Below are 26602 nucleotides of genomic sequence, written 5' to 3'. Positions count from 1 at the left end.
AAACTAAACCACTTTATTACGACCCGACTCTTTGGCTTTGTAGAGCTTTAAGTCGGCTTGTTTTAATAGTTCGTCAATTTGATAGGTTTCACTGTGGCTGAAGCCTATCGATAACGTAAACTTGATGTTTGCTTGACTGAATTCATGACTGTTAAGCTCAATAAAAAGCCTGAAGCTCTCTAGTCGTTTTAGCGCTTCCTGTTCGGTTAGCTCAGTAAAAAATACCGCAAATTCTTCTCCGCCTAAACGGGCAACCAATTGGTTTTCAAAATATTTATTAAAGCATATCGCAAGCCCTTTAAGCACTTCATCTCCGGCATCATGGCCATAGGTATCATTAATAGCTTTAAAATGGTCAATATCAAGCATAGCTAACATGGCTGGTGCTTTTGCTTTTTTAAACTGCTTTAATGACTTATTAGCCTCTTCAAAAAAGTAACGGCGATTAGGGAGTTTAGTTAAATAGTCAGTATTGGCTTGGCGCTTTATAGTTTCGATATGCTCTAGCATATCGACGTTTTGGCTTAACCGGCAGTAAAATTCTTCACTATTAAAAGGTTTATACAAGTAGTCATTTGCCCCATTTTTTAAAAATAAGGCAGACAAATTAGACGATGTAGCGCCTGAGATACCAATAATAGCTTTTTCGTCATTACTATAAATGCGCCTAATTTCATTACACAGCTCAATACCGCCCATATTAGGCATTTCTTTATCTATGATAATCACAGAGATGTCAGGGGTATTTTCAAGCTCTTTAAGTGCCTCTAGGCCATCGGCTGCTTGTAATATTTGGTATTTATGACGTGTTAATAAATTACAAATATATTGGCGTGTAGACGCTGAGTCATCAACAACCAGTACTTTAACTTGCTTATTGCGAGGTAGGCGATAAAGCTGCTTTTCTAAATATTCGTAAGCTTGTTTATTGCCTTTGATAATGTAATCAATAATAGGGTACTTTTCGACGGTGTCGCGAGTTTGATTATCGATATTGCCAGTCATAACAATGGTAGGGATATCTGCTGCAATCGTGCAGGGAACCGCTTCCCCTTTCGGGGCATCAGGCAATATAAAATCAACGACTGCGCAAAAATAAGCATGTTTACTTATTAGCTCTTTAGTCTCAGCCAGCGACTGGGCAATATCAACTTCATAGCCAATTTTTTGCGCGATATGCTTTTGCACTCGCGCAATAGTGGGGGTGTCTTCAACAATAAGTATTCTGTGCGTCACGTGGCAGCCTGTTTAAATTTTGCAAAAATGTTTGCTTATACAAGTTGTAACTGCTAAAACGCCAAAAAGCAACTATTGTAATGACTTATAGATTGTCTGCCTCAGAGTAATAATCTTGACTGATTGGTGTTGGCCCTGAAATTTTTGAGCGACCAAATAATGTATGAAATTTTGTTTTGCAGGTTGTTAACTTTAAGTATTTAACCCATGCTCGCTCTATGGGGTTGCTTGGCTCTACTATGCCACTAACCGCATTTAAAAATTGTTGCTGATGTTCGTTTTGTGGCTCAACTGCTTTGTTATACAAGCTTTTTAAAACAACACCGTGCTGTTCTAAAATACTTGCCTCTAACAGGGTAAAGTGTCCGCTGCGACTAAATCCGCGTGGAAAGTTTTGATCATCATAAAACTGACGTTGACTAACAAATGCTTGACGAAGTAGTGAAATATCATTGCTCATAGCTGTACCCTCATACCAATTATTAGCTGGAGTATGGTACATAATCGCTATTTTTTTAAACAAAAAATTTTTATCGTGAGGATAAAAAATTGGACATAGATTTATTAAAAACATTTGTTGAAGTGGTGCGTACTCGCCATTTTGGTAAAGCGGCAGAAAACCTATACATAACGCAGTCTGCAGTGAGTTTTCGAATTCGTCAATTAGAGCAGGGCTTAGGCGTAAATTTATTTATTCGCCAGCGCAATAATATTCAACTCACCGCCCCTGGTGAGCGCTTGTTGCCGCATGCTCAAATGATTATTACTGGAATGCAAAGGGCCAAAGTGGATGTTGCACTTGCAGATAATATGCATAAGCAAATCAGCTTGGCTGGGACTCCTAATATTTGGGATGCGTTTTTACAGTTTGGTATTACAAATATAGTATCGGCTATGCCCGGTGTATCTTTGGTGGCAGAGGTAAAAGCACAACAAGAGAGCACTCGATTACTATTAGAGCGCACCCTTGATCTAGCCATTTTATTTGATCCACCAAAAGTAGACGAACTCGTTGTTGAACGAATTTGTGAACTACCTATTATTCCGGTTAGTGGCTACGACACCGCAACAGGCGATAACTTTTTTGATAATCAATATGTTTATGTTGATTGGGGAACTACGTTTTCTCTTTGGCATGCCCGTCAATTTACCGGTAAAACGCCGCCTTATTTTAGAACCAGTACCGGACGTATAGCGCTTGATTTAATACTGCAATGTGGCGGTAGTGCGTTTATTCCACAGGTATTAGTTAAAGATCATTTAGAAAAAGGCGAACTTTTTCATGTAAAAGGGGTAGAAAATACGTCAAGAGATGTATTTGTTGCCTATCATAGAGATAACGAACAGAAAGAGTTAATAGAAACTCTGGTTAATTTGCTGTCGCAAATGACACCGAGTTTATTGAAACAAAGTAAGTAGTCGTTAAGCGGTATATTTTAGATGTTATTTTGATTTCAGATTTAATGCAGTTTTATTAACTTAAAAAGACAAAAATGTGTCCTTTGTAATATTTTTGTCATTTAGTGGTGACACACTGCTGCTGTTTTAAAAATTAGTCTATTGTGATTATCGAGGAAATAACATGAAATTTGCAAAATCGAGCTTATGCTTAGCCTTACTTAGTGGTTTATCTTTTAATGCGCTTGCAGAAGTAGACATTTACGGTAAAGCGAATGTAACTGTTCAATCATCTGACGATGGTGAAGGGTCGTTTACTGAAATTAAAAGTAATGCATCTCGTTTCGGACTTAAAGGGTCTGAAAAAATTTCAGACGGTTTAGAAGCTGTTTATAAGTTTGAATTTCAGGTTGATGTGTCGGATGCTGACTCAAAAGGCGATAAAGATAATATTTCAGCACGTAATCAATATGTAGGTTTTAAAGGTTCATTTGGTCAGGTAGTAATAGGCCGTAACGATACAGCGTTAAAGCAGGCGCAAGGTAAACTTGATTTATTTAATGACCTTGAAGGTGATATTAAAAACACTTTTAAAGGTGAAAACCGCTTAGGTAACTCAGTATCTTACGCTTCAAACTCATATGAAGGCTTTAAAGTATTAGCTTCATTTATTGCAGAAGATGATAAAGATGCCAAAAATGGTTACTCAGTGGCGTTAACTTATGGTGATGCTGGCCTTAAAAAGAGCGCTGTATATGCTGCTGTTGCTGCTGATAGTGAAGTAAATGGTTACGACGTAGTACGTGCAACAGTTCAAGGTAAAATTGAAGACTTTAGACTTGGTGCAATGTACCAAACACAAGAAAAAGTAGACGGTAGCGCTGAAGCTGACGGTTACTTAGTGAATGCAGCTTACCTAATGGGTAGCAACACTTTTAAAGTGCAATATCAAACAATGGATTTTGATGACAGCGATGATAAAAGTGCAGTATCGGTAGGTGTTGACCACAAGCTAAACAAAAATCTTAAGGTGTTTGGCTTTTACTCAAGTTTTGATATGGACAACAACGTTGACCAAGATTACCTAGGTTTAGGTATGGAATATAAGTTTTAACTAATACTTAGTTAAAACACTCCCTTTTAACCGCACTCAGCTGAGTGCGGTTTTTTTTGCTTTAAATTATTTACTTATCTGCGCATAATAGCCAAGCATTTGGAATGAGGTGAAACTCCTCAACTATACCCGTAACTGTAATCAGTTTTACTGTAAGTCAGATACAAGTGCCTTAAAACTTCATATAACGAGCGGGTTAACTCATTTTCTTTTTGGTACTTGTGGTACTGAGTGTGGGTTTTCCCTGCCTAGGATAATTTTTTGCACACTCAAACCGCTAAAAAAACTGCACTTCTAACCGTTAATAATGTCTCTTGGCGAGTGGGTAGCACCTTAATCCTTGAGCATATTAATTTGAGTATTGAGCGTGGCAAGTTTGTTGGCTTAATTGGTCCTAATGGTGCGGGAAAATCGAGTTTACTGCGGTGCTTGTATCGATTTAATCAGCCGTCAGCGGGAGAGGTTAAATTTAATAACACCGATATTTGGCAACTAAAAAGCGAAGACTACGCCAAGCAAGTTGCCGTTGTGCTACAAGAAACACCGTCGCAATTTAACCTCTCGTTATTCGATGTTGTGGCTCTAGGGCTTACGCCACATAAAACGCTATTCAGTTCGACCACCCAAGCAGATAAACAAAAAATAGCTCAGGCTATTAGCCATGTGGGGCTTGAATCTCATAGTACTCAATTATTTGATTCGCTATCTGGCGGTGAAAAGCAACGAGCCTTTATTGCCCGCGCTATTGTGCAGCAACCGCAACTTCTTATTATGGATGAACCAACTAGTCACCTTGATGTGAAATATCAAATTCAACTGATGGAGCTGGCTAAATCTTTAGGTATTACGGTATTTGCGTCATTTCATGACTTAAATTTAGCTGCTGCTATGTGTGATGAGTTAGTGGTTATTAAAAATGGAAAAGTTGTTGATGCAGGTAAGCCAAATAAAGTGGTCACTGAGCAGATGCTGGATGAGGTGTTTGGCGTTTGTGCACAAGTGAGCACTCACCCTCAATCAGCAGCTTCGGGTGAGGCTATTCCTCATATTACTTATTATTATGGATACCAATAATATGACGGTTTTTTCTAACCATACCGTTGCATTAATCGCTGCGCTACTATGCGCACTATTAAGTTTATTTATTGCACTGAGTTTTGGTGCGGCACCCACGTCGCTCGCAGATGTATATCAAAGCTTAACCTTTTCAAACGAGGCTTCATTTACCAGCCGTATTATTATTGAATTAAGAATGCCACGTACTTTGTTGGCTTTTTTAGCCGGTAGTGGCTTAGCGATTGCAGGTTTAATACTACAAACAGTCACCCGTAATCCCTTAGCAGATCCTTATTTATTTGGTATTTCGTCCGGCGCTTCATTAGGTGTGGTTATACTAATGTCTTTTGTGGGAGCTGGGGCGGGTATTGCGCTATCTGGGGCGGCATTAACCGGTAGTTTAGTGGCGATGGGATTATTAATTTTAATTGCTGGCAGCCAGCGTAATGCCCAAGTTGAATCGATGTTATTGGCGGGGGTAGCCTTATCATTTTTATTTAGTGCTTTTACTAGTTTGTTACTTTATTGGAGCGATCCACAAGCAGTCGCGGCTATTTTATTTTGGACTTTAGGTAGTTTTGCTAAAGCACAGTGGCAGTCGCTGCTGTTACCTGTCTTAGTCATTATGGTATGTACAATAATCATGTTGGGTTTTAGGCGCCAGCTTAATGCCATGTTGTTAGGCGATGAAAGTGCGACAACGCTTGGCGTAAGAGTACATCGTTTTAGAATTTTAATGCTTATTTTAAGCTCGTTGATCACGGCCGTGTTAGTTGCCAACTGTGGTGGTATTGGTTTTGTTGGCTTGATGGTGCCACACATAGTGCGCTTTTTTATCTCTCAAGGTAGCCGCGTTGGATTATTAATGACCGGATTAGTCGGGGGAATATTTATGGTGTGGGTCGATGTGCTCGCTCGCTCACTATTAAGTAATCAAGAGTTGCCAATCGGGGTGATCACGGCGGCTATCGGCAGTCTATTCTTTTTAAGTATATTGTATTTTCGTAAGCGTCAGCTGGTGGTTCAATAATGAAAACACTAATGGTACAAGGCACTACCTCAGATGCGGGTAAAAGTACCCTGGTTGCAGCACTTTGCAGAGTGTTTGCTAATCAAGGTGTTAATGTTGCGCCGTTTAAACCGCAAAATATGGCGCTTAATAGTGCCGTAACTCATGATGGCGGTGAAATTGGTAGAGCACAGGCATTACAAGCCGTTGCGGCAAAAGTTGCACCTGAAATAGACTTTAACCCGATATTACTCAAACCCAATAGTGATACCGGCGCGCAAGTTATTATTCATGGTAGGGCTATTAGCAATATGGAAGCCGACTCTTACCATGACTATAAAAAAGTGGCTATGGAAGCGGTATTAACCTCGCATAATCGTTTAGCTAAACGCTTTGACTTATTGTTGGTTGAAGGGGCTGGTAGCCCAGCTGAAATTAACTTACGCGCAAACGATATCGCCAATATGGGCTACGCCGAAAAGGTCGATTGCCCGGTTATTATTATTGCTGATATTGATAAAGGGGGTGTGTTTGCTCACCTAGTAGGGACTTTGGCGCTATTAAGCGAATCAGAGCAAGCACGGGTAAAAGGCTTTGTGATTAACCGTTTTCGTGGTGACATTAGCCTATTACAAGGCGGGTTAGATTGGCTTGAAGAGTACACAGGTAAACCTGTGTTAGGGGTGTTACCCTACCTACACGATTTAGCACTTGATGCCGAAGATGCCGTTGCCATAGATAATAATGTGACCGAGGCCAGCATTAATATTGCGGTGCTGCTAGTGCCTCATATTAGTAATCATACCGATTTTGATGCACTGCGATTACACCCCAATATAAATATAACCTATGTGCGCCATACTCAGGCGATTCCATCCGTTGATTTAATTATTGTGCCTGGCAGTAAAAATGTACTTAGCGATTTGGTATTTTTAAAAAATGAAGGCTGGGATCAGCAAATAAAACGCCATTTACGCTATGGTGGCAAAGTACTGGGTATTTGCGGCGGTATGCAAATGTTAGGTAATACGATTTGTGACCCTAATGCGGTGGAATCATCATTAGGGCAAATAGCTGGGTTAGCGCTTAGTGATTTTAATACCATTTTAGGTGAGCAAAAAGTGCTAAGCCAAGTAAACGCAATACTCAATTTAAACCAGCAGCAGGTTGCTTGTCAGGGTTACGAAATACATGCTGGGATCAGTAAAGGTCAAGCGCTCAACAAACCACTTATTCGCTTTAATAAACACCCAAATGGCTTTGAAACTGATGGTTTTATTAGTGATGATAATGCTATTGCTGGTACTTATTTACATGGCTTATTTGACAACGCAGCCGCTACAGAGCTGCTATTAAAGTGGCTAAAACCAGACAGTGAAATTAGTGGTATCAGCATCAATGAGCATCGCGAGCGCCAGCTAGAACGCCTCGCTGAAATGTGCCAAACACATTTAAACATTGAACAAATTATTAAAATTTACCAAGGACATAACAATGACTGAATCAACAAACGACAAGCACCAACAGCGCCAGCAAAAAGTAAAAGAACAAGTTGATGCTCGAGTAGCGGCGGCACAGCAAGAAAAGGGCATTTTTCAGGTTATTACTGGTAATGGCAAAGGTAAATCAACCTCTGGTTTTGGTGTGGTTGCACGCTGTGTTGGCCATGGTAAAAAGGCCGCGGTATGTCAGTTCATTAAAGGTACATGGGAATGTGGTGAGCGTAATTTACTACAAGGAGCTGGAGTTGAATTTGCTGTTATGAACACAGGTTTTACATGGGATACGCAAAATAAAGAGGCCGATACTGCGGCAGCACAAGCAACATGGCAAGAGTCAAAGCGGATGCTAAGCGACAGCAGTATCGATGTGGTATTACTCGATGAGCTCACCTATATGGTGACCTATGGCTATATCGACCTTGAGGAAGTGGTTGCTGCAATTAACAACCGACCTGCAATGCAATCGGTAATTATTACTGGCCGTGCTGCGCACCGTACCTTAATTGAGCTGGCCGATACCGTAAGTGAAGTGCGTAATGTAAAGCATGCGTTTGAGTCGGGCGTAAAAGCACTAAAAGGCTTTGATTACTAATGTTAAAACGCATTATTCTTGGGCTGTTATTGTTTGCTGTTTATGTACCTCAAGCCTTAGCCGACAAGCCGCTTCGTATTGTGGCTTTGGCACCACACATAGTAGAAAATTTATATGCCATTGGGGCGGGTGATCTAATAGTGGGCACGCTGGATTACGCAGATTACCCACAAGAGGCGACTAAAATTGAGCGTATCGGCGGCTATAATGGCATTTCTATCGAAAAGTTACTCATGCTCAAGCCTGACATGGTCATTGCGTGGAAAAGCGGTAATCAGGCAGAAGATTTAGCACAAATTAAGCGACTAGGGATTGAATTGCATTTAAGTAATCCACGCTCTATTGAAGGCGTAGCTAAGGAAATACTAAAATTAGGTCAATTAACCGGTCATATTGAGCAAAGTAAAAAAGTAGCTGAGGCATTTACAGTTAAGCTCAACGCAATTAAAGCCGCGCAGCATAATAAAACCATGCTTACTGGGTTTTATCAGCTGTGGCCAGAGCCTATGATGACGGTATCAAAAAATACCTGGATAAATCAGTTAATCGAAACCTGCCAAGTAACCAATGTATTTGCCGACAGCGACACAGATTACCCACAAATCAGCATTGAAAACGTGATAGTGACTAAGCCACAAGTTATTATTATTCCTGATGAAAAATCAAAACGGGTAATACCTACAGTTAATTGGCAGCAATGGCCTGAAATTCCGGCGGTTAAATATGAGCAATTTATTAGCGTTAACGCGGATTTATTACATCGTTTTTCCCCTAGAATGCTTGATGGGTTAGCACAAATGTGTGACAAAATTGAGGTATCTAGAGAACTTATTAAGAGTCAATTATGAGCAACTGGTCATCTTTTTTAAATCACGAACTTAGTCAAGTATATATGCAGCAAACCCTTGAATATGTTGCGAATAAACGATCAAACGGTATTGCTGTGTATCCACCAAAACCACAGGTGTTTAGCGCATTTGATGCAACTCCACTTAGCGACATTAAAGTGGTTATATTAGGCCAAGACCCTTACCATGGAGAAGGGCAAGCGCATGGCTTGTGTTTTTCTGTATTGCCTGAAGTTAAAAAGCTCCCGCCTTCACTTAAAAATATTTATAAAGAGTTAGTGACTGACATTAATGGTTTTATTACACCGGAGCATGGCTATTTACAAAGCTGGGCAGATCAAGGTGTGTTTTTGCTTAATACCGTACTAACAGTAGAGCAAGGGCAAGCCCATTCCCATAAACATTTAGGTTGGGAGCAATTTACCGATAACGTAATTACTCATATAAATGAGCATTGCCAAGGAGTGGTGTTTATTTTGTGGGGCGCACATGCACAAAAAAAAGGTAAAAGCATTGATCGCCAGCGCCATCATGTATTGTCTGGGCCGCACCCTTCACCGCTTTCAGCGCATCGCGGCTTTTTTGGCTGTCAGCACTTTTCAAAAACCAATGAACTGTTAATAGCGCAAGGAGCACAGCCCATTAATTGGCAAGTATAGGGTAATTGGTATTAAAAAAGGCTTTCATAAATGAAAGCCTTTTTAGATGCTGTTGTTGATTAAAACTCTAATTCATCAATAGCAATACTATCAGCAAAATAGTCGAGCTCCTGTAGTTCTTTGCGCAAACGTTGCTTATCTTTTATTGCTTCTATTTCGCGCCATTTTCTTTTTTTATTTTTTTGAGAGGTTTTTTTCGATGTATCAGAACCTTCTAATATCTCTATTATTTCGTTTAGGCTATCCATTGATTATCTCCTATTGACCACTTTTTGAACCTCGGCAGTATCTATACCACAGCTATTAATAAAATAGAATATAAATGTGACGAAACTGTTACTGATGGGTGGTATTTTGATGAAGATCAATACAAAAAGAACGTAAATGGGGACAAATCGAGTATTTAAAGTAAATCGCAGACATAAAAAACGCCGCTAAAAGCGACGTTTTTTAACTCATTAAACAGCTGTTAGTTACATCGCTTTAAAGCGTGCCTCTAGTTGCTCTTGCGCATCTGCAAATGAGCGAATACCTTCAGCTAGTTTCTCAGTAGCCATAGCATCTTGGTTATGTAACCAACGGAACTGTGCTTCGCTAAGTGGCTCTGGTTTTGGCTCTTTAGCAATATCGCTCTCTAGTAAGTATTCTTGTGCGTCTTCTAATTTACCTAGCTCTTCTAAAAGATTAGGGCTAATTGTTAGCTTATCGCAACCTGTAAGGGCAATAATTTCACCGGTATTACGAAAGCTTGCGCCCATAACAACCGTTTTGTAATCGTGACGTTTGTAAAACTCAAAAATACTACGCACCGATTGTACGCCAGGATCTTGTAGCGGGTCGGTTGGTTTTTCCATACCGTTTGCTACGTGCCAATCTAAAATTCTGCCAACAAATGGCGAAATTAAAAATACGTTTGCATCAGCACAGGCACGGGCTTGAGCATCACTAAATAAAAGCGTTAAGTTACATTTAGTGCCTTCTTTTTCTAACTGTTCTGCGGCTTTAATGCCTTCCCAAGTAGAGGCAACTTTAATTAAAATCTTGTCTTTGCTTACACCTTCTTTCTCGTAAAGGCTTAGTAAAGTATGTGCTTTATTAATTGTTGCTTGGGTATCAAATGATAAACGTGCATCAACCTCAGTAGAAATATAACCCGGAACAATTTCGCTAATTTCTTTACCGAGTAACACTGCAAAATAGTCACAAGCCAGCTCTAGTTGTTTTGCAGGCTGTTGCTCGGTTTCTTTAGCGTATTGCCATGCTTTATCTAGATAAGGTTTGTAAGCTTCAATCTCGCTCGCTTTTAAAAGCAGCGATGGATTGGTAGTCGCATCTTCAGGTTGATGTTTTTTTATGGCTTCTATATCGCCCGTGTCGGCCACGATAGAAGAATGTTGTTTAAGCCTTTGTAGAGCGCTAGTCATTTGCTTTTCCTCATTCCAAGCAAGTTAAAAGAAAATCTAAACTACCTTAATATAGCTATACTGCAACAGTGTGACAATGCTTGATAGGTCTTATGTCCTTATCAATGAAAAAACGGTAACGGTTGAGTTTTAGGTAGGATAATTTTAAACAAAACGTGCTTTTCGTCTCATTTAATGTTGAAATTGACATTAAATAATTTACAAGTCAATAGCTAACTATGATCACTGTTATTTCACCAGCAAAGAATCTTGATTACGACACGCCACCCGCAACAGATAAGTTCACTCAACCTGAATTACTTGAGCACAGCGAAGCGCTCATGAAAGTATGCCGTGAACTAACTCCTGCGCAGATTGGTAGTTTAATGAAAATTAGCGATAAGCTCGCGGGCCTTAATGCAGCACGTTTTAGTGAGTGGGCGCAACCGTTTACTACGAGTAATGCTAAACAAGCGGTGCTTGCCTTTAATGGCGATGTATATGGCGGTTTAGATGCCGATACCCTAACGGCTAAGCAACTTGATTATGCTCAAGAGCATTTACGTATACTCTCGGGTTTATACGGATTATTAAAACCGCTTGATCTAATGCAAGCCTACCGCCTAGAAATGGGTACAAAGCTTGAAAACAGCCGTGGTAAAAACCTATATGAGTTTTGGGGCAGTATTATTGCTAATAAACTTAACGACGTTTTAGCGGCACAAGATGCACAATACTTAGTTAATTTAGCGTCTAACGAATACTTTAAAGCGGTAGATAAAAAAACGCTTAACGCACAAATTATTACGCCACATTTTAAAGACTGTAAAAACGGCCAATATAAAGTGATTAGCTTTTACGCTAAAAAAGCGCGCGGTATGATGGCGCGTTACCTTATCGAAAACCAAGTCACGCAATTAAGTCAGCTTAAAGAGTTTACCGTGGCCGGTTATTACTTTAGCTCAGAGGCAACCACTAAAGAACTTGAACCGGTATTTTTGCGCGAAGAGCAAAGCTAAATTTAGCGCTATTTGCAGCTAAACACATACCCAAAAAGCTATGCATTGCATGGCTTTTTTTATACTGGCGCTATTTTTGCAAACCTTAGGTTATTAATAGAAACTAAGGTATAAAATAAATGCTCTCAATTCCCTCAATTACAGAAGCCGAAAAACTTATAGAAGAAAAGCTCGGCGGTTGGTTTGATGTTGTTATAAGTCATATCCCTAACTTTATAGTCGCGGTGATTATTGCGATTATATTTTCATTTATTGCCCGCCTTGCAGGCAAAGGAATGAAAAAAGTATTACGTCGCTCGCTCGATTCAACTCAAATTGCCGACTTAATGGCCTCCATTTTTAAAGTTATTGTTCTGAGTGTTGGGGTCTTTATTGCCCTTGATTTTATGGGCTTAAAAAGTACCGTTACGTCACTACTTGCGGGTGCAGGTATTGTTGGTCTCGCCATTGGTTTTGCTTTTCAAGATATGACCGAAAACCTAATTGCGGGTATTGCTATGGGTATTCGTAAACCGTTCAAAGCGGGTGATGTTATCGAGACCGATAACGTATTTGGTTCAGTGCATTCAATAAACTTGCGCAACACACTAATAGAGAGCTTTTACGGGCAGTTGATACTGGTTCCTAATAAAATACTATTTAGAAATGTACTGCGTAATTACAGCACTTTAGGGGTCAGAAGAATAGAGGTACCTGTAGGTATTTCTTACGCTGATGATATAGAAAAAGCCAGTGAAGTTATTGTCGATAAAATTAATCAATTCGACTTTGTGATCCGCAAAAATGAGACCGCTGTATACGCAGAAGGCTTTGGTGATAGCAGTATAAACTTACTGGTATGGTTTTGGATTAAATACCCTGGCGAGCCCGATTTTATGACGGTGCGTCACAAAGGCGTTGTGGCAGTAAAGCAAGCACTCGATGCTGCTGATATAAGTATTCCGTTTCCTATTCGTACGCTGGATTTTGGTATTAAGGGCGGTGAAAAACTCGATGCCATGATAAGCGATAAAATAAGTCAGCAGTCAGCAAATAAAGAGGGTGACAATAATACTGATGCAAGACAAGGTGAGTAAATAATTTAAAACCCCGAAGGTAAAAGCATTGGGAAATAGTTACTGACTATCAGCGCGTTTTTACAAAGTAAAACGCGCTTTTTTATAATAATTAATTGATGATCTGAAGTAATTAAAGCCTTGCGTTAACTAAGTTAAAAGCGTCTTAATTAGAAAACTATATCGATAAGGTTTCTCATCTCAAAATAGATTACTTAGTTAATCGAATTTGTGCTCAAGCTTGATGCAAGCCCTATATAGTAAGTGTCTGTGAGTAATAAAGGATTCAATGGTATAAGTAGCTGCAATGAGCGTCGCGATTGGTGCGTAAACGAAAAGGCTTTTAATCAAGCTATTTAAACTGGATTGGGATTATGTCTGTATTGAATTTATATTGTGCAGGCCATAAAAAGCGCCGCTTGTGTTGGAGAAGCAAGCAGCGCTGAAGAATAAGTTAAGAAGGAGGTGTATTAAATAACACTAATTTTGTTGCGAATTACTTTAACTCCATCCATATTTTCTAAAAATTTTTGTGCAAGAGCACGTTCAAAACCGTTATTAGCTTTGCCATTAAGTTCAACGTCGCCATTTTCGACCTGTACGTTCAAATTTTCTAATTCTAAATTTGGATTAGTACGTAACTCATGAGTAATAGATTGTTGTAAATTAGGTTGTGTGGCCACACTACTTACTACTGCTAAATGCGTTGCTGCACTAACTTTAAAAGCAGAGACTAATAAAAATAAACAACAAAACGAAATAAAACCGATAGTAAATTTAATGCGACTCATAACTATATCCTTAGTGTTTTTGAAAAAGCAGCGCCGATACTCGGCGTTTTAATACTCATACACTAGCTTGGGTTACAAGTTTTATTCCAAAATTAACCATTTGAAATAATTGGATATTTTATTAAGTAGTTATTCAGCTAAGTAGTTTTTACATATTACTCTGAATTGCTTACTCACTGTTTTTAAGCCACAAAAAAGCCGACAAACGTCGGCTCAATCAAATGTATTAAAGCTAAAGCTATTTTTTCTTTTTAGCTTTGGCTTTTTTCTTCGCTTTCATTTTTACTGGATCTTTACGCTTTTTAACTGGTGGCTTAGCTTCTTTATGTTTTGGCTCTAATCCTTTAAATACACGGCGTTTTAGCTTCTGCTCTATGTAACGTTCTACTTTGTAAAGGATGCCAATATCGTGCGCTTCAATTAGTGAAATCGCTATGCCTTTTTTACCCGCGCGGCCTGTACGGCCAATACGGTGTACGTAAACATCTGCAGTGCGAGGCATATCAAAGTTAATTACGTGGCTTATATCAGCTACATCAATACCACGCGCGGCTACATCGGTCGCGACTAAAATGCGGGTTTTGCCACTGTGGAAATTTTCCATCGCTTTCATGCGTTTATCTTGTGGCATTTCACCACGTAGCCACGCAGCTTTAACGCCGTTATTGGTTAGTTCACCAATAAGGGTTTCAAGGCGCTCACGAGTTTTTACAAACACAATCGCTTTACTAACATCAGGGCCGTTTAAGGTGTTAACTAATAGCTCAAGTTTATGATGATAATCGTCGGCTAAATGAACCCATTGATGTATTTTAGCTTTTTCTTTGCGTGATGATTCGGCTTCAAGCAGAGCCGGGTCGTTTAAAATACGCTCTGCAAATAATTCTACGCTGTCACCTTCAAGAGTAGCTGAGAATAAAAAGCACTGACGACGGTTTTTAGCTTCATCACAAATACGCAGCATTTCTTTACGAAAGCCCATGTCGAGCATGCGGTCGGCTTCATCAAGAATGAGCATTTCTACGTTTTCTGCGTGGAAGTTTTCAGTTTCCAAATACTCCATTAAACGCCCAGGTGTGGCGATTAAAATGTCGTTATTATTTTCAAAAATTTCTTTGTGTGTACCGTAATTAATACCGCCGGTAACCACCCCAATTTTTAAGTGGGTTTGTTTTGCAAGTAACTCACATTGTTCATGAATTTGATAAGCAAGCTCGCGAGTTGGGGTCATAATTAATACCCGTGCAAAGCCCGGGTCACGACGCGGGAAATCCATTAAATATTGAATTGCTGGAATTAAAAATGCCGCCGTTTTACCCGTACCTGTCGGTGCAGACGCTAAAATATCACGCCCTTGCAACGCCTCAGGAATGGCTTGTTGTTGAATGCTAGTAGGGGTTTCAAAACCCATTTTATTGATAGCATTGAGTAGCTTATTATCAAGATCAAATTCAGAAAATTGCATAGAGTGTCAAAAATAGGGGACAATTGCCGTTAATTATACGCACTTAAACCTACTTGGTGAATGAAAAGGTGAAAAAATGTCTGGTTTTGCATTTAAACAATTTAAGGTTGAGCACGACCAGTGCGCCATGAAGGTCTCTACCGATGGTATTTTACTTGGGGCATGGGCTGATTTAAGCGGTGCAAGTTCTTTATTAGATATTGGCACAGGTACGGGGTTACTGGCGTTAATGTGTAAACAGCGAGTGCCAGATTTAAAGGTGAGTGCGGTTGAGGTTGATAAGGCCGCCTACCAGCAAGCTGTACAAAATTGCCAGCAAAGCCCTTGGCCAGACATTAGTATTTATCACCAGTGTGTACAGCAGTTTGCGGCTGAGACTAAATTTGATTGTGTTATATCTAATCCACCTTATTTTAATCACAGTTTAAAAAGTGATAATGAAGCACGCAATGCCGCTCGCCATACCGATGGTTTAAGCTTTGCAGAACTCATTGCTGCGTTTAAACGCTTAACGCATAAGCAAGCACGTTTTAATTTAATTTTACCCAGCAAAGAGGCACAGTTATTTATAACCTTGGCGCAGCAGCAAGGGCTGTATTTAAGCGCGCATTGCCAAGTCAAAACCACACCGAGTAAAGTGTTCAGCCGCAGCTTAATGCGCTTTAGCTCAATCAAAACAGAATTAGAGCAATCAGTGCTTTGCATAAAAGATGAAAACAACACCTACACAGCTGATTATGTCGGGCTTTGCAAAGCATTTTATTTAAAGATGTAAGCTATTTATTGAGCTTGGTTATTTAGGGCGTGTTGATCTTTGATGGTTGGATTTGCAGCAGTATGTTTGGTTTTTAGGCAAGGCAGAGCCTATGTAGTGTGGTTATTCCCCATAAATAGGCGATAACGCAGCATAAATACCAAACATGCGCTGCCCTCTGGGTTCTTTCTCGGGACGATAAACTCTTTGTTGCTCGGTTTTTACTTAGCCCGCTAGGTTACACGCCTCGCGCCGCGATTTAATCGCCCCTAGATTGAACAAACTTCAATCCGCAATGATCAACACGCCCTAGTAAAAAAGGATAATTTACCCATTATGCATACGTATTCAGTTTTTATTTAATCAATCACCAAACTAGTGTTAACCACTTGTAAATAACGTCGAGTATGTTGTTTAACTCGCTCAACACTTGGAACACACACTATGAAGCTGAATAAAATTATCACCACTGCAGGATTGAGCCTCGGCTTAACTTTACCAAGCTTAGCTATGGCTGCACCTACAACATTTGTGCACTTATTTGAATGGAACTGGCAAGATATAGCTCAAGAATGTGAACAGTATTTAGGGCCTAAAGGATATGCTGCTGTACAGGTATCTCCGCCTAACGAGCATATTACAGGTAACCAATGGTGGACTCGTTACCAACCTGTGAGCTACCAACTGCAAAGCCGTGGCGGGAACCGGACGCAGTTTATAGATATGGTTAATCGATGTAATTCGGCAGGCGTAGATATATATGTTGATACCCTAATAAACCATATGGCTGCAGGCAATGGTACTGGTACCGCCGGTAATAACTTTGGTAATAAACAATATCCTATTTATAGCCCACAAGATTTTCACCAAAGCTGCTCAATTAACCCTGAAGATTACGGTAATAACCGCTATCGTGTGCAACATTGCGAGCTGGTAGGGCTTGCCGATTTAAATACCGCTTCAACTTATGTGCAAAATACGTTAGCGGCATATATTAATGACTTACAAGCCTTAGGAGTTAAAGGCTTTAGGTTTGATGCTGCTAAGCATGTTGCTGCAAGTGATATTCAAAGTTTAATGGCAAAAATAAATGGCTCGCCAGTGGTTTTTCATGAGGTGATAGATCAAGGTACTGAAGCGGTAGATGCCTCAGAGTATTTAAGTACAGGTTTAGTTACTGAGTTTAAATACAGTACACAGCTTGGTAATACATTTAGAAATGGCTCGCTTGCGTGGCTAAGTAATTTTGGTGAAGGTTGGGGTTTTATGCCAAGTTCATCAGCTGTGGTATTTGTTGATAACCATGATAACCAACGTGGGCATGGTGGTGCGGGTAATGTAATTACTTTTGAAGATGGTCGTTTATACGACCTAGCTAACGTCTTTATGTTGGCGTATCCGTATGGGTACCCAAAAGTCATGTCGAGTTATGACTTTCATGGTGATACCGATGCAGGTGGGCCAAGTGTGCCAGTGCACAACAATGGTAACTTGGAATGTTTTGCAAGCAAATGGAAGTGTGAGCATCGTTGGTCGTACATTGCTGGTGGTGTTGATTTTAGAAATAACACTGCCGATAACTGGGTTGTAACAAACTGGTGGGATAACACCAATAACCAGATTGCATTTGGGCGAGGTAGCTCAGGCCATATGGCAATTAATAAAGAAGACTCAACTTTAAATGCAACAGTTCAAACAGATATGGCTGCTGGGCAGTACTGTAACGTATTAAAAGGTGAGCTTTCGGGTGATGCTAAAAGCTGTAGTAGTGAGGTTATTACAGTTAATAGTAACGGCACGATTAATTTAAATGTGGCGCCATGGGATGCCATGGCTATTCATAAAAATGCTAAATTACTACAAGGCTCGCTCCCTAATAACGGCGGTGATTGGCAAAGAACCGTTGTTTTTATCAATGCGCTAACACAAAGCGGACAAGATATGTTTGTTCGTGGTGGAATAGATCACACTTATGCCAATGCAAACCTTGGTAGAAACTGCCAAACAACGAACGTTGAATGTGCCATGCCTATTCGTCACAACAATTTAAAAAACAACACCACTTTGCCTTGGAAAGCAAACGATAATTACCTAGATTGGTATGGTATTGAGCAAGGTCAAAGCAGTGAGGCGCAGGGTACCGCGATGGATTGGACTACTAATATATGGCCTAGTGAATTCGGGGCGCAAAAAACGGTAGATAATGATGGTTTTGGCGTTACAGCACTTAACATATGGGGCGAACACTACTGGATGCTTGATGTTGATATGGATTGCAGTAAAGCCGTTAACGGCTGGTTTGAACTCAAAGCATTTATAAAAAATGGCCCAGAGTGGGAGGGCGATATAAATCAAGCAAGCATCCCATATGCAAGCACTAACCATATGGCCCAGTGCGGCAAAATTAATATGTTTGAATTTAATAGCTCAAGTGTAGAGGTGCGTGACTTTTAAATATGCACTTTTAATCATGTACTTTAAAACGTGATTATTATTTAAAAACCAAGTGTGTTAAAAGCACTTGGTTTTTATTTTTTACATGCACCTAATTAGCTATGTAATTTCATAGTGTGTTTATAAATCAGCTGGTATTATTGTTTTATTCGCTATTTAAAATCAAAGCAACTCAATGAAAAACTTCAATAAACTAACTTTGCTAAGCACTCTCGCTGCAGCTTTATTTATAAGCCATAGTGCGCATGCAAACATGAGTCCTGCAGGGCTTTGGAAAACCATTAATGAAGACACCAAAGAAGCAAAGTCTTATGTACGCATTACTGAGCATGATGGCGTACTGACTGGCAAAATTGAAAAAATACTCAATAAAGCCAAGCAAGATGCGCTTTGCAGCGAGTGTGGTGGTGATAAAAAGAATCAGCCGATGCTAGGCATGACCATTATTGAAAACGTAACTTATGCAGGTGACGGTAGTTGGGAAGACGGTGAAATACTCGACCCAAATAACGGTAAAACCTACAGCGTGCGTTTAACACCGCAGCAAAATGGCGAAAAACTTGAAGTGCGCGGTTATGTGGGCTTTTTTTACCGTAACCAATACTGGTTAAAAGTAGAATAATTAAGTATTAAAAAGCGCTGCATAGCAGCGCTTTTTGCAAAAGTGCACAGTTACAGGGTTTCAGCGTACTCTGTCATCACCTGTTCTACCCAGGTGGTAATTCGTTCATCGCTTAGCTCGTACTGACTATCTTCGTCTAATGCTAAACCAACAAATTGTTTACCGTCTTCGGTAAGGGCTTTAGAGGCTTCAAATTCGTAATTACTGTCGTTAGGCCAAAAGCCAAGTTGAGTAATGGCTTGGGCATTTATTTCATCATGAAGCATACCTAATGCGTCTTGAAACCACTGACCATACCCTTGCTGGTCGCCCATACCAAATAAGGCAATGGTTTTACCATTTAGGTCAACGTCTTTTATGTCGTCCCACTTTGATTCCCAATCTTCTTGAATTTCGCCAAAGTCCCACGTAGAAATACCAAAAATGATAAAGTCATATTGCTCAGCGTTTTTAAGCGGCTCGTCTTTAATATTATGTAAGCTGACAATGTCGGCGCCTATAATGTCGCGTATTTTTTCTGCCGCCATTTCGGTATAGCAGGTAGTAGAACCAAAAAATAAACCAATCTGCATCGTATTTATCACTGTGTAATTGCCTGTTATGATAGGCTCAAGTTTACCGTAAGGTATTTTTAATTGATACCTTCTCCCGTGGTATTACCAACATGAGATCACAACGTGACAACGCTATCTGACGATTTACCTGAACAAAATAATGAGCTAAGCAGCAATAGCGACTTTTTAGAAACCTTTCTTGATAGCCTCTATTTAGAGCAAGGCGTAAGTGAAAACACACTGAGCGCTTATCGCAGTGACTTAGATAAGTTTTGCCAATTTTTAAAAGGCGAAAACTTAATGACTGTAACCAGCCTCGACGTTGAAAGTTACTTAGCGCACCGTGTTGATTTGGGGTTAAAACCACGCAGTACTGCACGCAGTATTAGTGCATTAAAACGTTTTTATCAGTACTTTGTACGCGAAAAAATAATTAGCGACTCACCTATGGTTAATATTGCTCAGCCTAAAGCGGGGCAGTCGTTACCAAAAACGCTTTCTGAGGCTGAAGTAGAGGCGCTATTAAGTGCCCCCAATATTGAAGAGCCAATGGGGCTGCGCGACAAAGCCATGCTCGAGCTCTTGTATGCAACGGGTTTGCGGGTAACTGAGCTGGTAGGGCTGAGAATGGAGCAAATAAATTTGCGCCAAGCTGTGGTGTTTGTAAAAGGTAAAGGAAATAAAGAGCGATTAGTGCCTTTAGGTGAAGAGGCTATGTATTGGCTGGAGCAATTTTTAAAGCTTGGGCGAGCACAAATGATAAAACACGCCACCGATTTTGTATTTCCTTCTAAACGAGGGGTAGGAATGACACGACAAACTTTTTGGCATCGGATTAAACACTATGCTATTTTGGCATCCGTTGAGTCGCCGTTATCACCCCATACCTTGCGACATGCATTTGCAACGCATTTATTAAATCATGGGGCTGACTTGCGTGTGGTGCAGATGATGCTTGGCCACAGCGACCTATCAACTACCCAAATTTATACGCATGTAGCGAATGAGCGATTAAAATCGGTGCATGCTGAGCATCATCCTCGTGCTTAAGCGAATTTTTTTGTCACTAAGCCGGTCATATAGACACGATAAGATAAGTATTTTTAGGATAGAGAACCCGTTATGAAAAAATTAATGTTAGCAGGTGCCATGTTGTGCACTAGTTTGAGCGCTTTTGCTAATAGCGTTGCAGTCACTCCGGATGCTACAGATCCTATCGTGACAAAATTTGCCGCGCTAGGGGTAACTGTTAAACAAATTAACCCAAGCCCAGTTGCAGGCTTAAAAGAATTGATCACTAATAAAGGGGTATTATATGCAAGCCCAGACGGTCAATTTTTAATGCAAGGTACACTAATCGATTTAAACAACCGTAGTAATTTGACCGAGCAAGCACTTAACGGTGTGCGCCAATCAGGGTTAAAAGAATACGAAGATTCAATGATCGTGTATAAAGCGCCAGAAGAAAAACACAGCATTACCGTGTTTACTGATATTAGCTGTGGTTACTGTCGTAAATTACACCGTGAGCTTGATGACTTACTTGAGTCGGGTATTACGGTTAAATACCTAGCATTTCCACGGGGCGGCCTGCAAGGATCAGGTTATGCCGATTTAATGAATGTGTGGTGTGCTAAAGATCAGCAAGAAGCACTTACTGAAGCTAAATCTGGTGCAGATACACAAATTGTAAAAGACTGTAGCGCACCCGTTGCAGAGCATTACCAATTAGGTCAAAGCTTTGGCATTAGTGGTACACCGGCTATTATTTTGGAAGATGGCACGATGATCCCTGGTTACCAACCAGCTGCCGCACTAAGCGCTGCCCTTGAGGCGAATAAAGCAGGTTAATTAAAAACCTGAGTACCTGTTTAAAAAGGCCTTTATGGCCTTTTTTTGTCTTTTTATTATGAATATCATAAGTTAAAAACCAGCATGAAAAAAATGATCATTGCGCGAGAACCCGTTGACGACTCTCATCTACCTAGTCATCTACATCCTGTCATTAAGCAAATTTATGCCACGCGTAACGTCTGCCATGCTGATGAATTAAATAATAGTGCGGCCACTTTGCTCGACTTTAAGCTATTTAAAGATATAGACAAAGCCAGCCAACTATTAATTGATGCACTGCATACACAAAGTAAAATACTAATTGTTGGCGATTTTGATGCCGATGGCGCAACCAGCACCGCCACCTTAATGCAAGGGTTGGCCATGTTTGGCTTTACCCATTTAGATTATTTAGTGCCAGACCGCTTTAGTTTAGGTTATGGCTTAAGCCCAGCATTGGCTGAGCAAATAGTCACTATGCAGCCCGATTTAGTGATCACCGTAGATAACGGTATATCGTGTATTGCAGGGATTGATATTGTTAAAGCAGCAGGCATTAAAGTGCTGGTTACAGATCATCATTTACAAGGCGAGCAACTGCCTAATGCCGATGCTATTGTTAATCCTAATCGCCATGACTGTGACTTTCCCTCTAAGTCGATAGCCGGTGTTGGGGTGGCGTTTTATTTACTTATCGCACTGAGAAGTGCGCTGCGTGAACAAGGCTACTTTAACCAACATCCTATGCCAAATATTGCTGACTTACTCGATATTGTAGCCCTTGGTACGGTGGCCGATGTGGTGGCTCTGGATGCGAATAACCGTACGTTAGTGCATCAAGGCTTGGCACGTATTCGAAGTGGTAAAACCCGCCCAGGTATCACCGCACTGATTGAAGTGGCTAATCGCAATGCAGCTCGTTTGAGTGCCAGCGATTTTGGCTTTTCATTAGCGCCACGTTTAAATGCAGCAGGGCGTTTAGATGATATGAGCCTAGGTATAGCTTGCTTACTTAGCAACGACATAAATCAAGCAAGGCGCATAGCCGGTGAGCTTGACAGCTTAAACTTTGCCAGACGTGAAATTGAGCAAGGCATGCAAGTAGAAGCGCAAGCCGTGCTCGATAGATTGGCATTTAAAGAAGATAGTGTGCCTGATGCTATTTGTTTGTATCAAGACGATTGGCATCAAGGTGTTATTGGCATTTTAGCGGGGCGCTTAAAAGAAAAGTACCACCGCCCAACCGTGATATTTGCGGGTGGCGAAAACGGTGAAATAAAAGGTTCATGTCGCTCTATTGAAGGTTTACATATGCGCGACCTGCTTGAAGGTTTAAACACTGCGCAGCCTGGTTTAATTAATAAATTTGGCGGCCACGCAATGGCGGCAGGTTTAAGTATTAACGAGCAGCAATTTGCTGAGTTCAAACGCGCATTTGATAGTGCAGTTAGCGAGCAACTCAGTGAAGAAAGTAAACGCTGTATTGTATTTACCGATGGTGAGCTACCTAATGATTGCTTTAGCATGGATTTTGCCCAGCTTTTAAAACAATCGGGCCCGTGGGGGCAGCAGTTTCCTGAGCCGATATTTGAACACACCTTTGAAGTAATCCAGCAGCGTATTGTGGGTGAAAAACACTTAAAGCTAGTATTAAAGCATCAGTCTGCACGCTTAGTGGATGCCATTGCCTTTGGGATTGATGTAAAAGCGTGGCCAGATACCGAGGCGCAGTTTGTTAAAGTAGCGTATCAGCTCGATATAAATGAATTTAGAGGTAAATTTAGCTTACAACTTATAGTTAGAGAGCTTGAAAAAGTGGGCTAAAAAATATCTTCAAACCATGCATAAAAGGCTAATAAAACGCGCGGTTTTTTGTTAAAATCGGGCGTTTTTATTATTTAATGATTTTTAATTGCGCTCGGTCTCTTTTTTAAGTGCGCAATAACCTAGCCATTTTGGAGTAATGTACATGTTTGAAGTGAATCCTGTGATTAATCAAATCAAGGAAATTCGCGAACGTACTGAACTGCTTCGGGGGTACCTTTGACTACGCTCTTAAACAAGAACGTTTAGAAGAAGTTAACGCCGAACTTGAAGATTCAGCCGTATGGAATGAGCCTGAGCGCGCACAAGCCCTTGGTCGTGAAAAGTCAGCACTAGAAGCCGTGGTTGAAACAATCGATAACCTTGTTGCTGGTACTGACGATGTTGAAGGTTTAGTAGAGCTTGCTGTTGAAGCTGAAGACCAAGACACTTTTGATGAAGCACAAAGCGAACTAGCTGATTTAAACCAGCAGCTTGAAGGGCTTGAGTTTCGTCGTATGTTTTCAGGCTCTCACGATTCAAACGATGCCTACCTTGATTTACAATCAGGCTCTGGCGGTACTGAAGCACAAGACTGGTGTAATATTTTACTGCGTATGTACTTACGCTGGGGTGAAGCAAAAGGCTTTAAAGTAGAGCTTGTTGAAGCGACCGATGGCGATGTTGCTGGTATTAAAGGCGCAACAGTACGTTTTTCTGGTGAGTATGCATATGGTTGGTTACGCACTGAAACAGGCGTACACCGCCTAGTTCGTAAAAGCCCATTTGATTCAAGTGGCCGTCGTCATACTTCGTTTGCATCTGCGTTTGTTTATCCAGAAGTTGATGACAACATTGAGATTGATATTAATCCGTCTGACTTACGTATAGACGTTTACCGTGCATCTGGCGCGGGTGGTCAGCACGTAAATACCACTGAATCGGCAGTACGTATTACTCACGTACCAACCAATACCGTGGTGCAATGTCAAAACGAGCGTTCACAACATAAAAATAAAGCCCAAGCAATGAAGCAGTTAAAAGCGAAATTATTTGAGCTTGAGCTACAGCAGCAAAATGCTGAAAAGCAAAGCCAAGAAGACAACAAGTCTGATATTGGCTGGGGAAGTCAAATTCGTTCATACGTACTTGATGACTCGCGTATTAAAGACTTACGTACTGGCGTTGAAAACCGTAACACTCAAGCGGTACTCGATGGCGACCTAGATAAATTTATTGAAGCCAGCTTAAAATCTGGTTTATAACCACCAAGCTAAAAAAGAGCTAAAAAATGACTGATCAAATCCAAGACGAAAATAAGTTAATCGCTGAGCGTCGCGGCAAATTAGACGCTATTCGCGAAAATTGCCCAGCCAACGGTCATCCAAACCAATTCCGTCGTGAGCATTACACGGCAGATTTGCAGGCTGAGTTTGGTGATAAGAGTAAAGAAGAGCTAATCGAATTACAGCATGTGGTATCGATTGCAGGTCGTATTCTTGCTAAACGTGGTCCATTTATGTCTATTCAAGACATGAAAGGCCGTGTACAAGTATATGCCTCAAAAGACGTTCAAAAAGATTTAAAAGCAAAATATGGTCAGCTTGATATTGGCGATATTATTGGTGTTAAAGGCGCATTGAACAAATCAGGTAAAGGCGATTTATACGTAGAAATGACAGAGTACGAACTGCTGACTAAGTCACTTCGCCCATTACCAGAAAAATTCCATGGTTTATCAGATCAAGAAACTAAATACCGCCAACGTTATGTTGATTTAATTACTAACGAAGCAACGCGTGAAACATTCCGCATTCGCTCACAAGTAGTTGAAGGCATTCGTCGCTTTTTAGCTGACCGCGATTTTATGGAAGTAGAAACGCCAATGCTACAGGTTATTCCTGGTGGCGCGACGGCACGTCCGTTTGTAACGCATCATAATGCGCTTGATATCGACATGTACTTGCGTATTGCACCAGAGCTTTACTTAAAGCGTTTAGTGGTAGGTGGTTTTGACCGCGTATTCGAAATTAACCGTAACTTCCGTAACGAAGGGTTATCGACACGCCACAACCCAGAATTCACTATGATTGAGTTCTACCAAGCGTACGCTGACTACATTGATTTAATGAACATCACCGAAGACATGTTACGTACAGTTGCAACTAACGTATTGGGTAGCCCAATTGTGGTTAACACCACTAAAGATGAAAACGGCGAAGTTGTTGATTCAGTCGAGTATGACTTTGGTCAACCGTTCACGCGTTTAAGCATGGCAGATGCTATCTTAAAATATAACCCAGAGTTTGATGCAGCGGTATTTAACGACCCAGAAAACCACTTTGAAGAATTAAAAGCGTACGCTAAACAAGTACACGTTAAAATTCCTGAAAACTGCGTATGGGGCCCAGGTAAGTTCTTATGTGAAATATTTGAAGAAACGGCTGAGCATATGCTTATCCAACCTACATTTATCACAGGCTACCCGTGGGAAGTATCTCCACTTGCACGTCGTAACGACGAAAACCCATTTGTAACTGACCGCTTTGAATTCTTTGTTGGTGGCCGTGAGCTTGCAAATGGTTTCTCTGAGCTTAACGATGCACAAGATCAAGCAGAGCGTTTCACGCGTCAGGTTGAAGAAAAAGACGCCGGTGATGATGAAGCAATGCATTATGACGAAGACTACATTCGCGCACTTGAGTATGGTTTACCACCAACGGCAGGTGAGGGCATAGGTATTGACCGTTTAGTGATGTTGTTTACTGACTCATCAACTATCAAAGATGTTATTTTATTCCCGCACATGCGCCCACAAGCTGACTAAGCTTGAAGGAATAAACTATAAAATTATTAACGCCGCTAATTAGCGGCGTTTTTTTTGCCTTATTGTTTGTGAGACATTGCCTAAACTTCATATTAGGGCTTTTAATTAATAAGTACTACACTGATAATAAAATGTAAGTATAAAGGGATATTAACCTTTAATTCAGTTTCATTATCATAAAGTTACCTCACTGCTTAGCAACATTAAAGCAGTGCTATAACTTTTTGGTATGATTGTTTTTTAAACATTATGTTGTATTTATGTGAATTTTTTAGCTAAAATATGGCCGAAATTTGTACACGGTCATTCTTAGTCGTAAAAATAAAAATTTCTAAAGGACTTAGATAAATAATATGAAAGGCAAACAAGTAGAATCTTTACCCGATGAGAGCACCACTGAGCAACAGCGACAAGCTTATTACCGCGCGTGTATTGCCGAGTTTCAAAAATTGGGCTACCAAGAGCAATATCTTGCTGAACTTACGGATGAACTAGTGCCAGTGATGGGTGTAAACTCAAGCACTCCAAATACCTAACCTGATTAATTTTCAAACTAATTACACTTTAAAACCAGACATGTGTGCAATCTATAGCCATATAGTCACTTT

At 40.5% G+C, this 26602-nt stretch carries 26 protein-coding genes and 1 riboswitch; of the genes, 19 read left to right on the top strand and 7 right to left on the bottom strand.

All coding sequences use genetic code 11. From position 1 onward, the window contains the following. Positions 1–3: 3 nt before the first annotated feature. The gene (locus ACNSN3_RS12235; RefSeq protein WP_008467761.1) at positions 4–1236 is read right to left on the bottom strand and encodes a response regulator; all 1233 of its coding nucleotides are present in this window, start codon (positions 1234–1236) and stop codon (positions 4–6) included. 85 nt (positions 1237–1321) lie between these two features. Then, entirely contained in the window at positions 1322–1696 is a 375-nt protein-coding gene (locus tag ACNSN3_RS12230) for a DUF413 domain-containing protein (RefSeq protein ID WP_418607541.1), read from the bottom strand. A gap of 89 nt (positions 1697–1785) precedes the next feature. On the opposite strand from ACNSN3_RS12230, the gene ACNSN3_RS12225 reads away from it, so the two are divergent. The 8 genes from ACNSN3_RS12225 to ung all read left to right on the top strand — a co-directional run bounded on the left by ACNSN3_RS12225 (position 1786) and on the right by ung (position 9414). Further along, the gene (locus tag ACNSN3_RS12225) at positions 1786–2655 is read left to right on the top strand and encodes a LysR family transcriptional regulator (protein ID WP_008467766.1); all 870 of its coding nucleotides are present in this window, start codon (positions 1786–1788) and stop codon (positions 2653–2655) included. A gap of 163 nt (positions 2656–2818) precedes the next feature. Further along, positions 2819–3748, top strand: a complete 930-nt coding sequence (locus tag ACNSN3_RS12220; RefSeq protein WP_010391543.1) for a porin — start codon at positions 2819–2821, stop codon at positions 3746–3748. 57 nt (positions 3749–3805) lie between these two features. Continuing rightward, positions 3806–3936, top strand: a riboswitch (cobalamin riboswitch). A 73-nt stretch (positions 3937–4009) separates the two neighbouring features. Continuing rightward, positions 4010–4822 carry an ABC transporter ATP-binding protein gene (locus ACNSN3_RS12215; RefSeq protein WP_418607538.1) on the top strand — a complete coding sequence of 271 codons (813 nt, stop codon included), beginning with the start codon at positions 4010–4012 and terminating at the stop codon, positions 4820–4822. A 1-nt stretch (position 4823) separates the two neighbouring features. Then, positions 4824–5834 carry a FecCD family ABC transporter permease gene (locus tag ACNSN3_RS12210; RefSeq protein ID WP_075169939.1) on the top strand — a complete coding sequence of 337 codons (1011 nt, stop codon included), beginning with the start codon at positions 4824–4826 and terminating at the stop codon, positions 5832–5834. Beyond that, positions 5834–7315: a cobyric acid synthase gene (locus tag ACNSN3_RS12205; protein WP_418607537.1), complete on the top strand. Its 1482-nt coding sequence runs from the start codon at positions 5834–5836 to the stop codon at positions 7313–7315. The genes ACNSN3_RS12210 and ACNSN3_RS12205 overlap by 1 nt, the downstream gene beginning before the upstream one ends. Then, positions 7308–7907, top strand: a complete 600-nt coding sequence (gene cobO, locus ACNSN3_RS12200) for a cob(I)yrinic acid a,c-diamide adenosyltransferase (RefSeq protein ID WP_010391538.1) — start codon at positions 7308–7310, stop codon at positions 7905–7907. Before ACNSN3_RS12205 ends, cobO begins: the two co-directional genes overlap by 8 nt. Further along, positions 7907–8755 (top strand): cobalamin-binding protein, encoded by an 849-nt coding sequence (locus tag ACNSN3_RS12195; RefSeq protein WP_131691656.1) that lies wholly within the window; start codon positions 7907–7909, stop codon positions 8753–8755. The genes cobO and ACNSN3_RS12195 overlap by 1 nt, the downstream gene beginning before the upstream one ends. Beyond that, on the top strand, positions 8752–9414 hold the full coding sequence (gene ung, locus ACNSN3_RS12190; protein WP_036984896.1) for a uracil-DNA glycosylase: 663 nt from the start codon (positions 8752–8754) through the stop codon (positions 9412–9414). Before ACNSN3_RS12195 ends, ung begins: the two co-directional genes overlap by 4 nt. A 59-nt stretch (positions 9415–9473) precedes the next feature. On the opposite strand, the gene ACNSN3_RS12185 is transcribed toward ung, so the two are convergent. Next, positions 9474–9662, bottom strand: a complete 189-nt coding sequence (locus ACNSN3_RS12185) for a DUF3545 family protein (protein ID WP_008110646.1) — start codon at positions 9660–9662, stop codon at positions 9474–9476. 225 nt (positions 9663–9887) lie between these two features. Beyond that, positions 9888–10838 carry a transaldolase gene (gene tal / locus ACNSN3_RS12180; RefSeq protein ID WP_418607534.1) on the bottom strand — a complete coding sequence of 317 codons (951 nt, stop codon included), beginning with the start codon at positions 10836–10838 and terminating at the stop codon, positions 9888–9890. Between the two features lie 218 nt (positions 10839–11056). On the opposite strand from tal, the gene yaaA reads away from it, so the two are divergent. Both yaaA and ACNSN3_RS12170 read left to right on the top strand, forming a co-directional pair. Beyond that, the gene (gene yaaA, locus ACNSN3_RS12175; protein WP_013465813.1) at positions 11057–11836 is read left to right on the top strand and encodes a peroxide stress protein YaaA; all 780 of its coding nucleotides are present in this window, start codon (positions 11057–11059) and stop codon (positions 11834–11836) included. A 119-nt stretch (positions 11837–11955) separates the two neighbouring features. Further along, on the top strand, positions 11956–12912 hold the full coding sequence (locus ACNSN3_RS12170; protein WP_138569996.1) for a mechanosensitive ion channel family protein: 957 nt from the start codon (positions 11956–11958) through the stop codon (positions 12910–12912). A 449-nt stretch (positions 12913–13361) separates the two neighbouring features. Here the strand turns inward: ACNSN3_RS12170 and ACNSN3_RS12165 are convergent, their stop codons facing one another. Both ACNSN3_RS12165 and srmB read right to left on the bottom strand, forming a co-directional pair. Then, positions 13362–13682, bottom strand: a complete 321-nt coding sequence (locus tag ACNSN3_RS12165) for a BON domain-containing protein (protein WP_036956628.1) — start codon at positions 13680–13682, stop codon at positions 13362–13364. A 238-nt stretch (positions 13683–13920) separates the two neighbouring features. Then, positions 13921–15147: an ATP-dependent RNA helicase SrmB gene (gene srmB, locus ACNSN3_RS12160; protein WP_010391528.1), complete on the bottom strand. Its 1227-nt coding sequence runs from the start codon at positions 15145–15147 to the stop codon at positions 13921–13923. Positions 15148–15223: 76 nt separating this feature from the next. Between srmB and ACNSN3_RS12155 the strand changes: the two genes are divergently transcribed. From ACNSN3_RS12155 to ACNSN3_RS12145, 3 genes are all read left to right on the top strand, one after another. Further along, positions 15224–15922 (top strand): tRNA1(Val) (adenine(37)-N6)-methyltransferase, encoded by a 699-nt coding sequence (locus tag ACNSN3_RS12155; protein WP_418607531.1) that lies wholly within the window; start codon positions 15224–15226, stop codon positions 15920–15922. A gap of 423 nt (positions 15923–16345) precedes the next feature. Then, positions 16346–18355, top strand: coding sequence for an alpha-amylase (locus ACNSN3_RS12150; RefSeq protein WP_418607529.1), 2010 nt, complete (start codon positions 16346–16348; stop codon positions 18353–18355). A 175-nt stretch (positions 18356–18530) separates the two neighbouring features. Further along, complete coding sequence (locus ACNSN3_RS12145) at positions 18531–18977, top strand: DUF2147 domain-containing protein (RefSeq protein WP_418607528.1); 447 nt, start codon at positions 18531–18533, stop codon at positions 18975–18977. Between the two features lie 50 nt (positions 18978–19027). Here ACNSN3_RS12145 and fldB read toward each other — a convergent pair whose 3' ends face one another. Then, complete coding sequence (fldB, locus tag ACNSN3_RS12140; protein WP_418609070.1) at positions 19028–19549, bottom strand: flavodoxin FldB; 522 nt, start codon at positions 19547–19549, stop codon at positions 19028–19030. 105 nt (positions 19550–19654) lie between these two features. On the opposite strand from fldB, the gene xerD reads away from it, so the two are divergent. The 6 genes from xerD to ACNSN3_RS12110 all read left to right on the top strand — a co-directional run bounded on the left by xerD (position 19655) and on the right by ACNSN3_RS12110 (position 26530). Continuing rightward, complete coding sequence (xerD, locus tag ACNSN3_RS12135) at positions 19655–20581, top strand: site-specific tyrosine recombinase XerD (protein WP_138570359.1); 927 nt, start codon at positions 19655–19657, stop codon at positions 20579–20581. Between the two features lie 72 nt (positions 20582–20653). Then, a complete protein-coding gene (gene dsbC / locus ACNSN3_RS12130) occupies positions 20654–21382 on the top strand; it encodes a bifunctional protein-disulfide isomerase/oxidoreductase DsbC (protein WP_350606857.1) in 729 nt (242 codons plus the stop codon). Positions 21383–21466: 84 nt separating this feature from the next. Next, positions 21467–23188: a single-stranded-DNA-specific exonuclease RecJ gene (gene recJ, locus ACNSN3_RS12125; RefSeq protein ID WP_418607525.1), complete on the top strand. Its 1722-nt coding sequence runs from the start codon at positions 21467–21469 to the stop codon at positions 23186–23188. A gap of 145 nt (positions 23189–23333) precedes the next feature. Continuing rightward, positions 23334–24432, top strand: a protein-coding gene (gene prfB, locus ACNSN3_RS12120; RefSeq protein ID WP_109874146.1) for a peptide chain release factor 2 whose coding sequence is annotated in 2 segments (ribosomal slippage) — positions 23334–23408 and positions 23410–24432 — 1098 coding nt in all. Because the reading frame shifts where the segments join, the coding sequence is not laid out codon by codon here. A gap of 26 nt (positions 24433–24458) precedes the next feature. Further along, the gene (gene lysS, locus ACNSN3_RS12115) at positions 24459–25994 is read left to right on the top strand and encodes a lysine--tRNA ligase (RefSeq protein ID WP_418607522.1); all 1536 of its coding nucleotides are present in this window, start codon (positions 24459–24461) and stop codon (positions 25992–25994) included. Between the two features lie 353 nt (positions 25995–26347). Further along, positions 26348–26530 carry a hypothetical protein gene (locus tag ACNSN3_RS12110; RefSeq protein ID WP_418607520.1) on the top strand — a complete coding sequence of 61 codons (183 nt, stop codon included), beginning with the start codon at positions 26348–26350 and terminating at the stop codon, positions 26528–26530. The last annotated feature ends 72 nt before the right edge of the window (positions 26531–26602 follow it).

Source organism: Pseudoalteromonas sp. US3C1004 (assembly GCF_048401065.1).
GTDB lineage: Bacteria > Pseudomonadota > Gammaproteobacteria > Enterobacterales > Alteromonadaceae > Pseudoalteromonas > Pseudoalteromonas undina.
The sequence above is the reverse complement of the archived record's forward strand: the minus strand, read 5'-3'. Positions and strand labels throughout refer to the sequence as shown.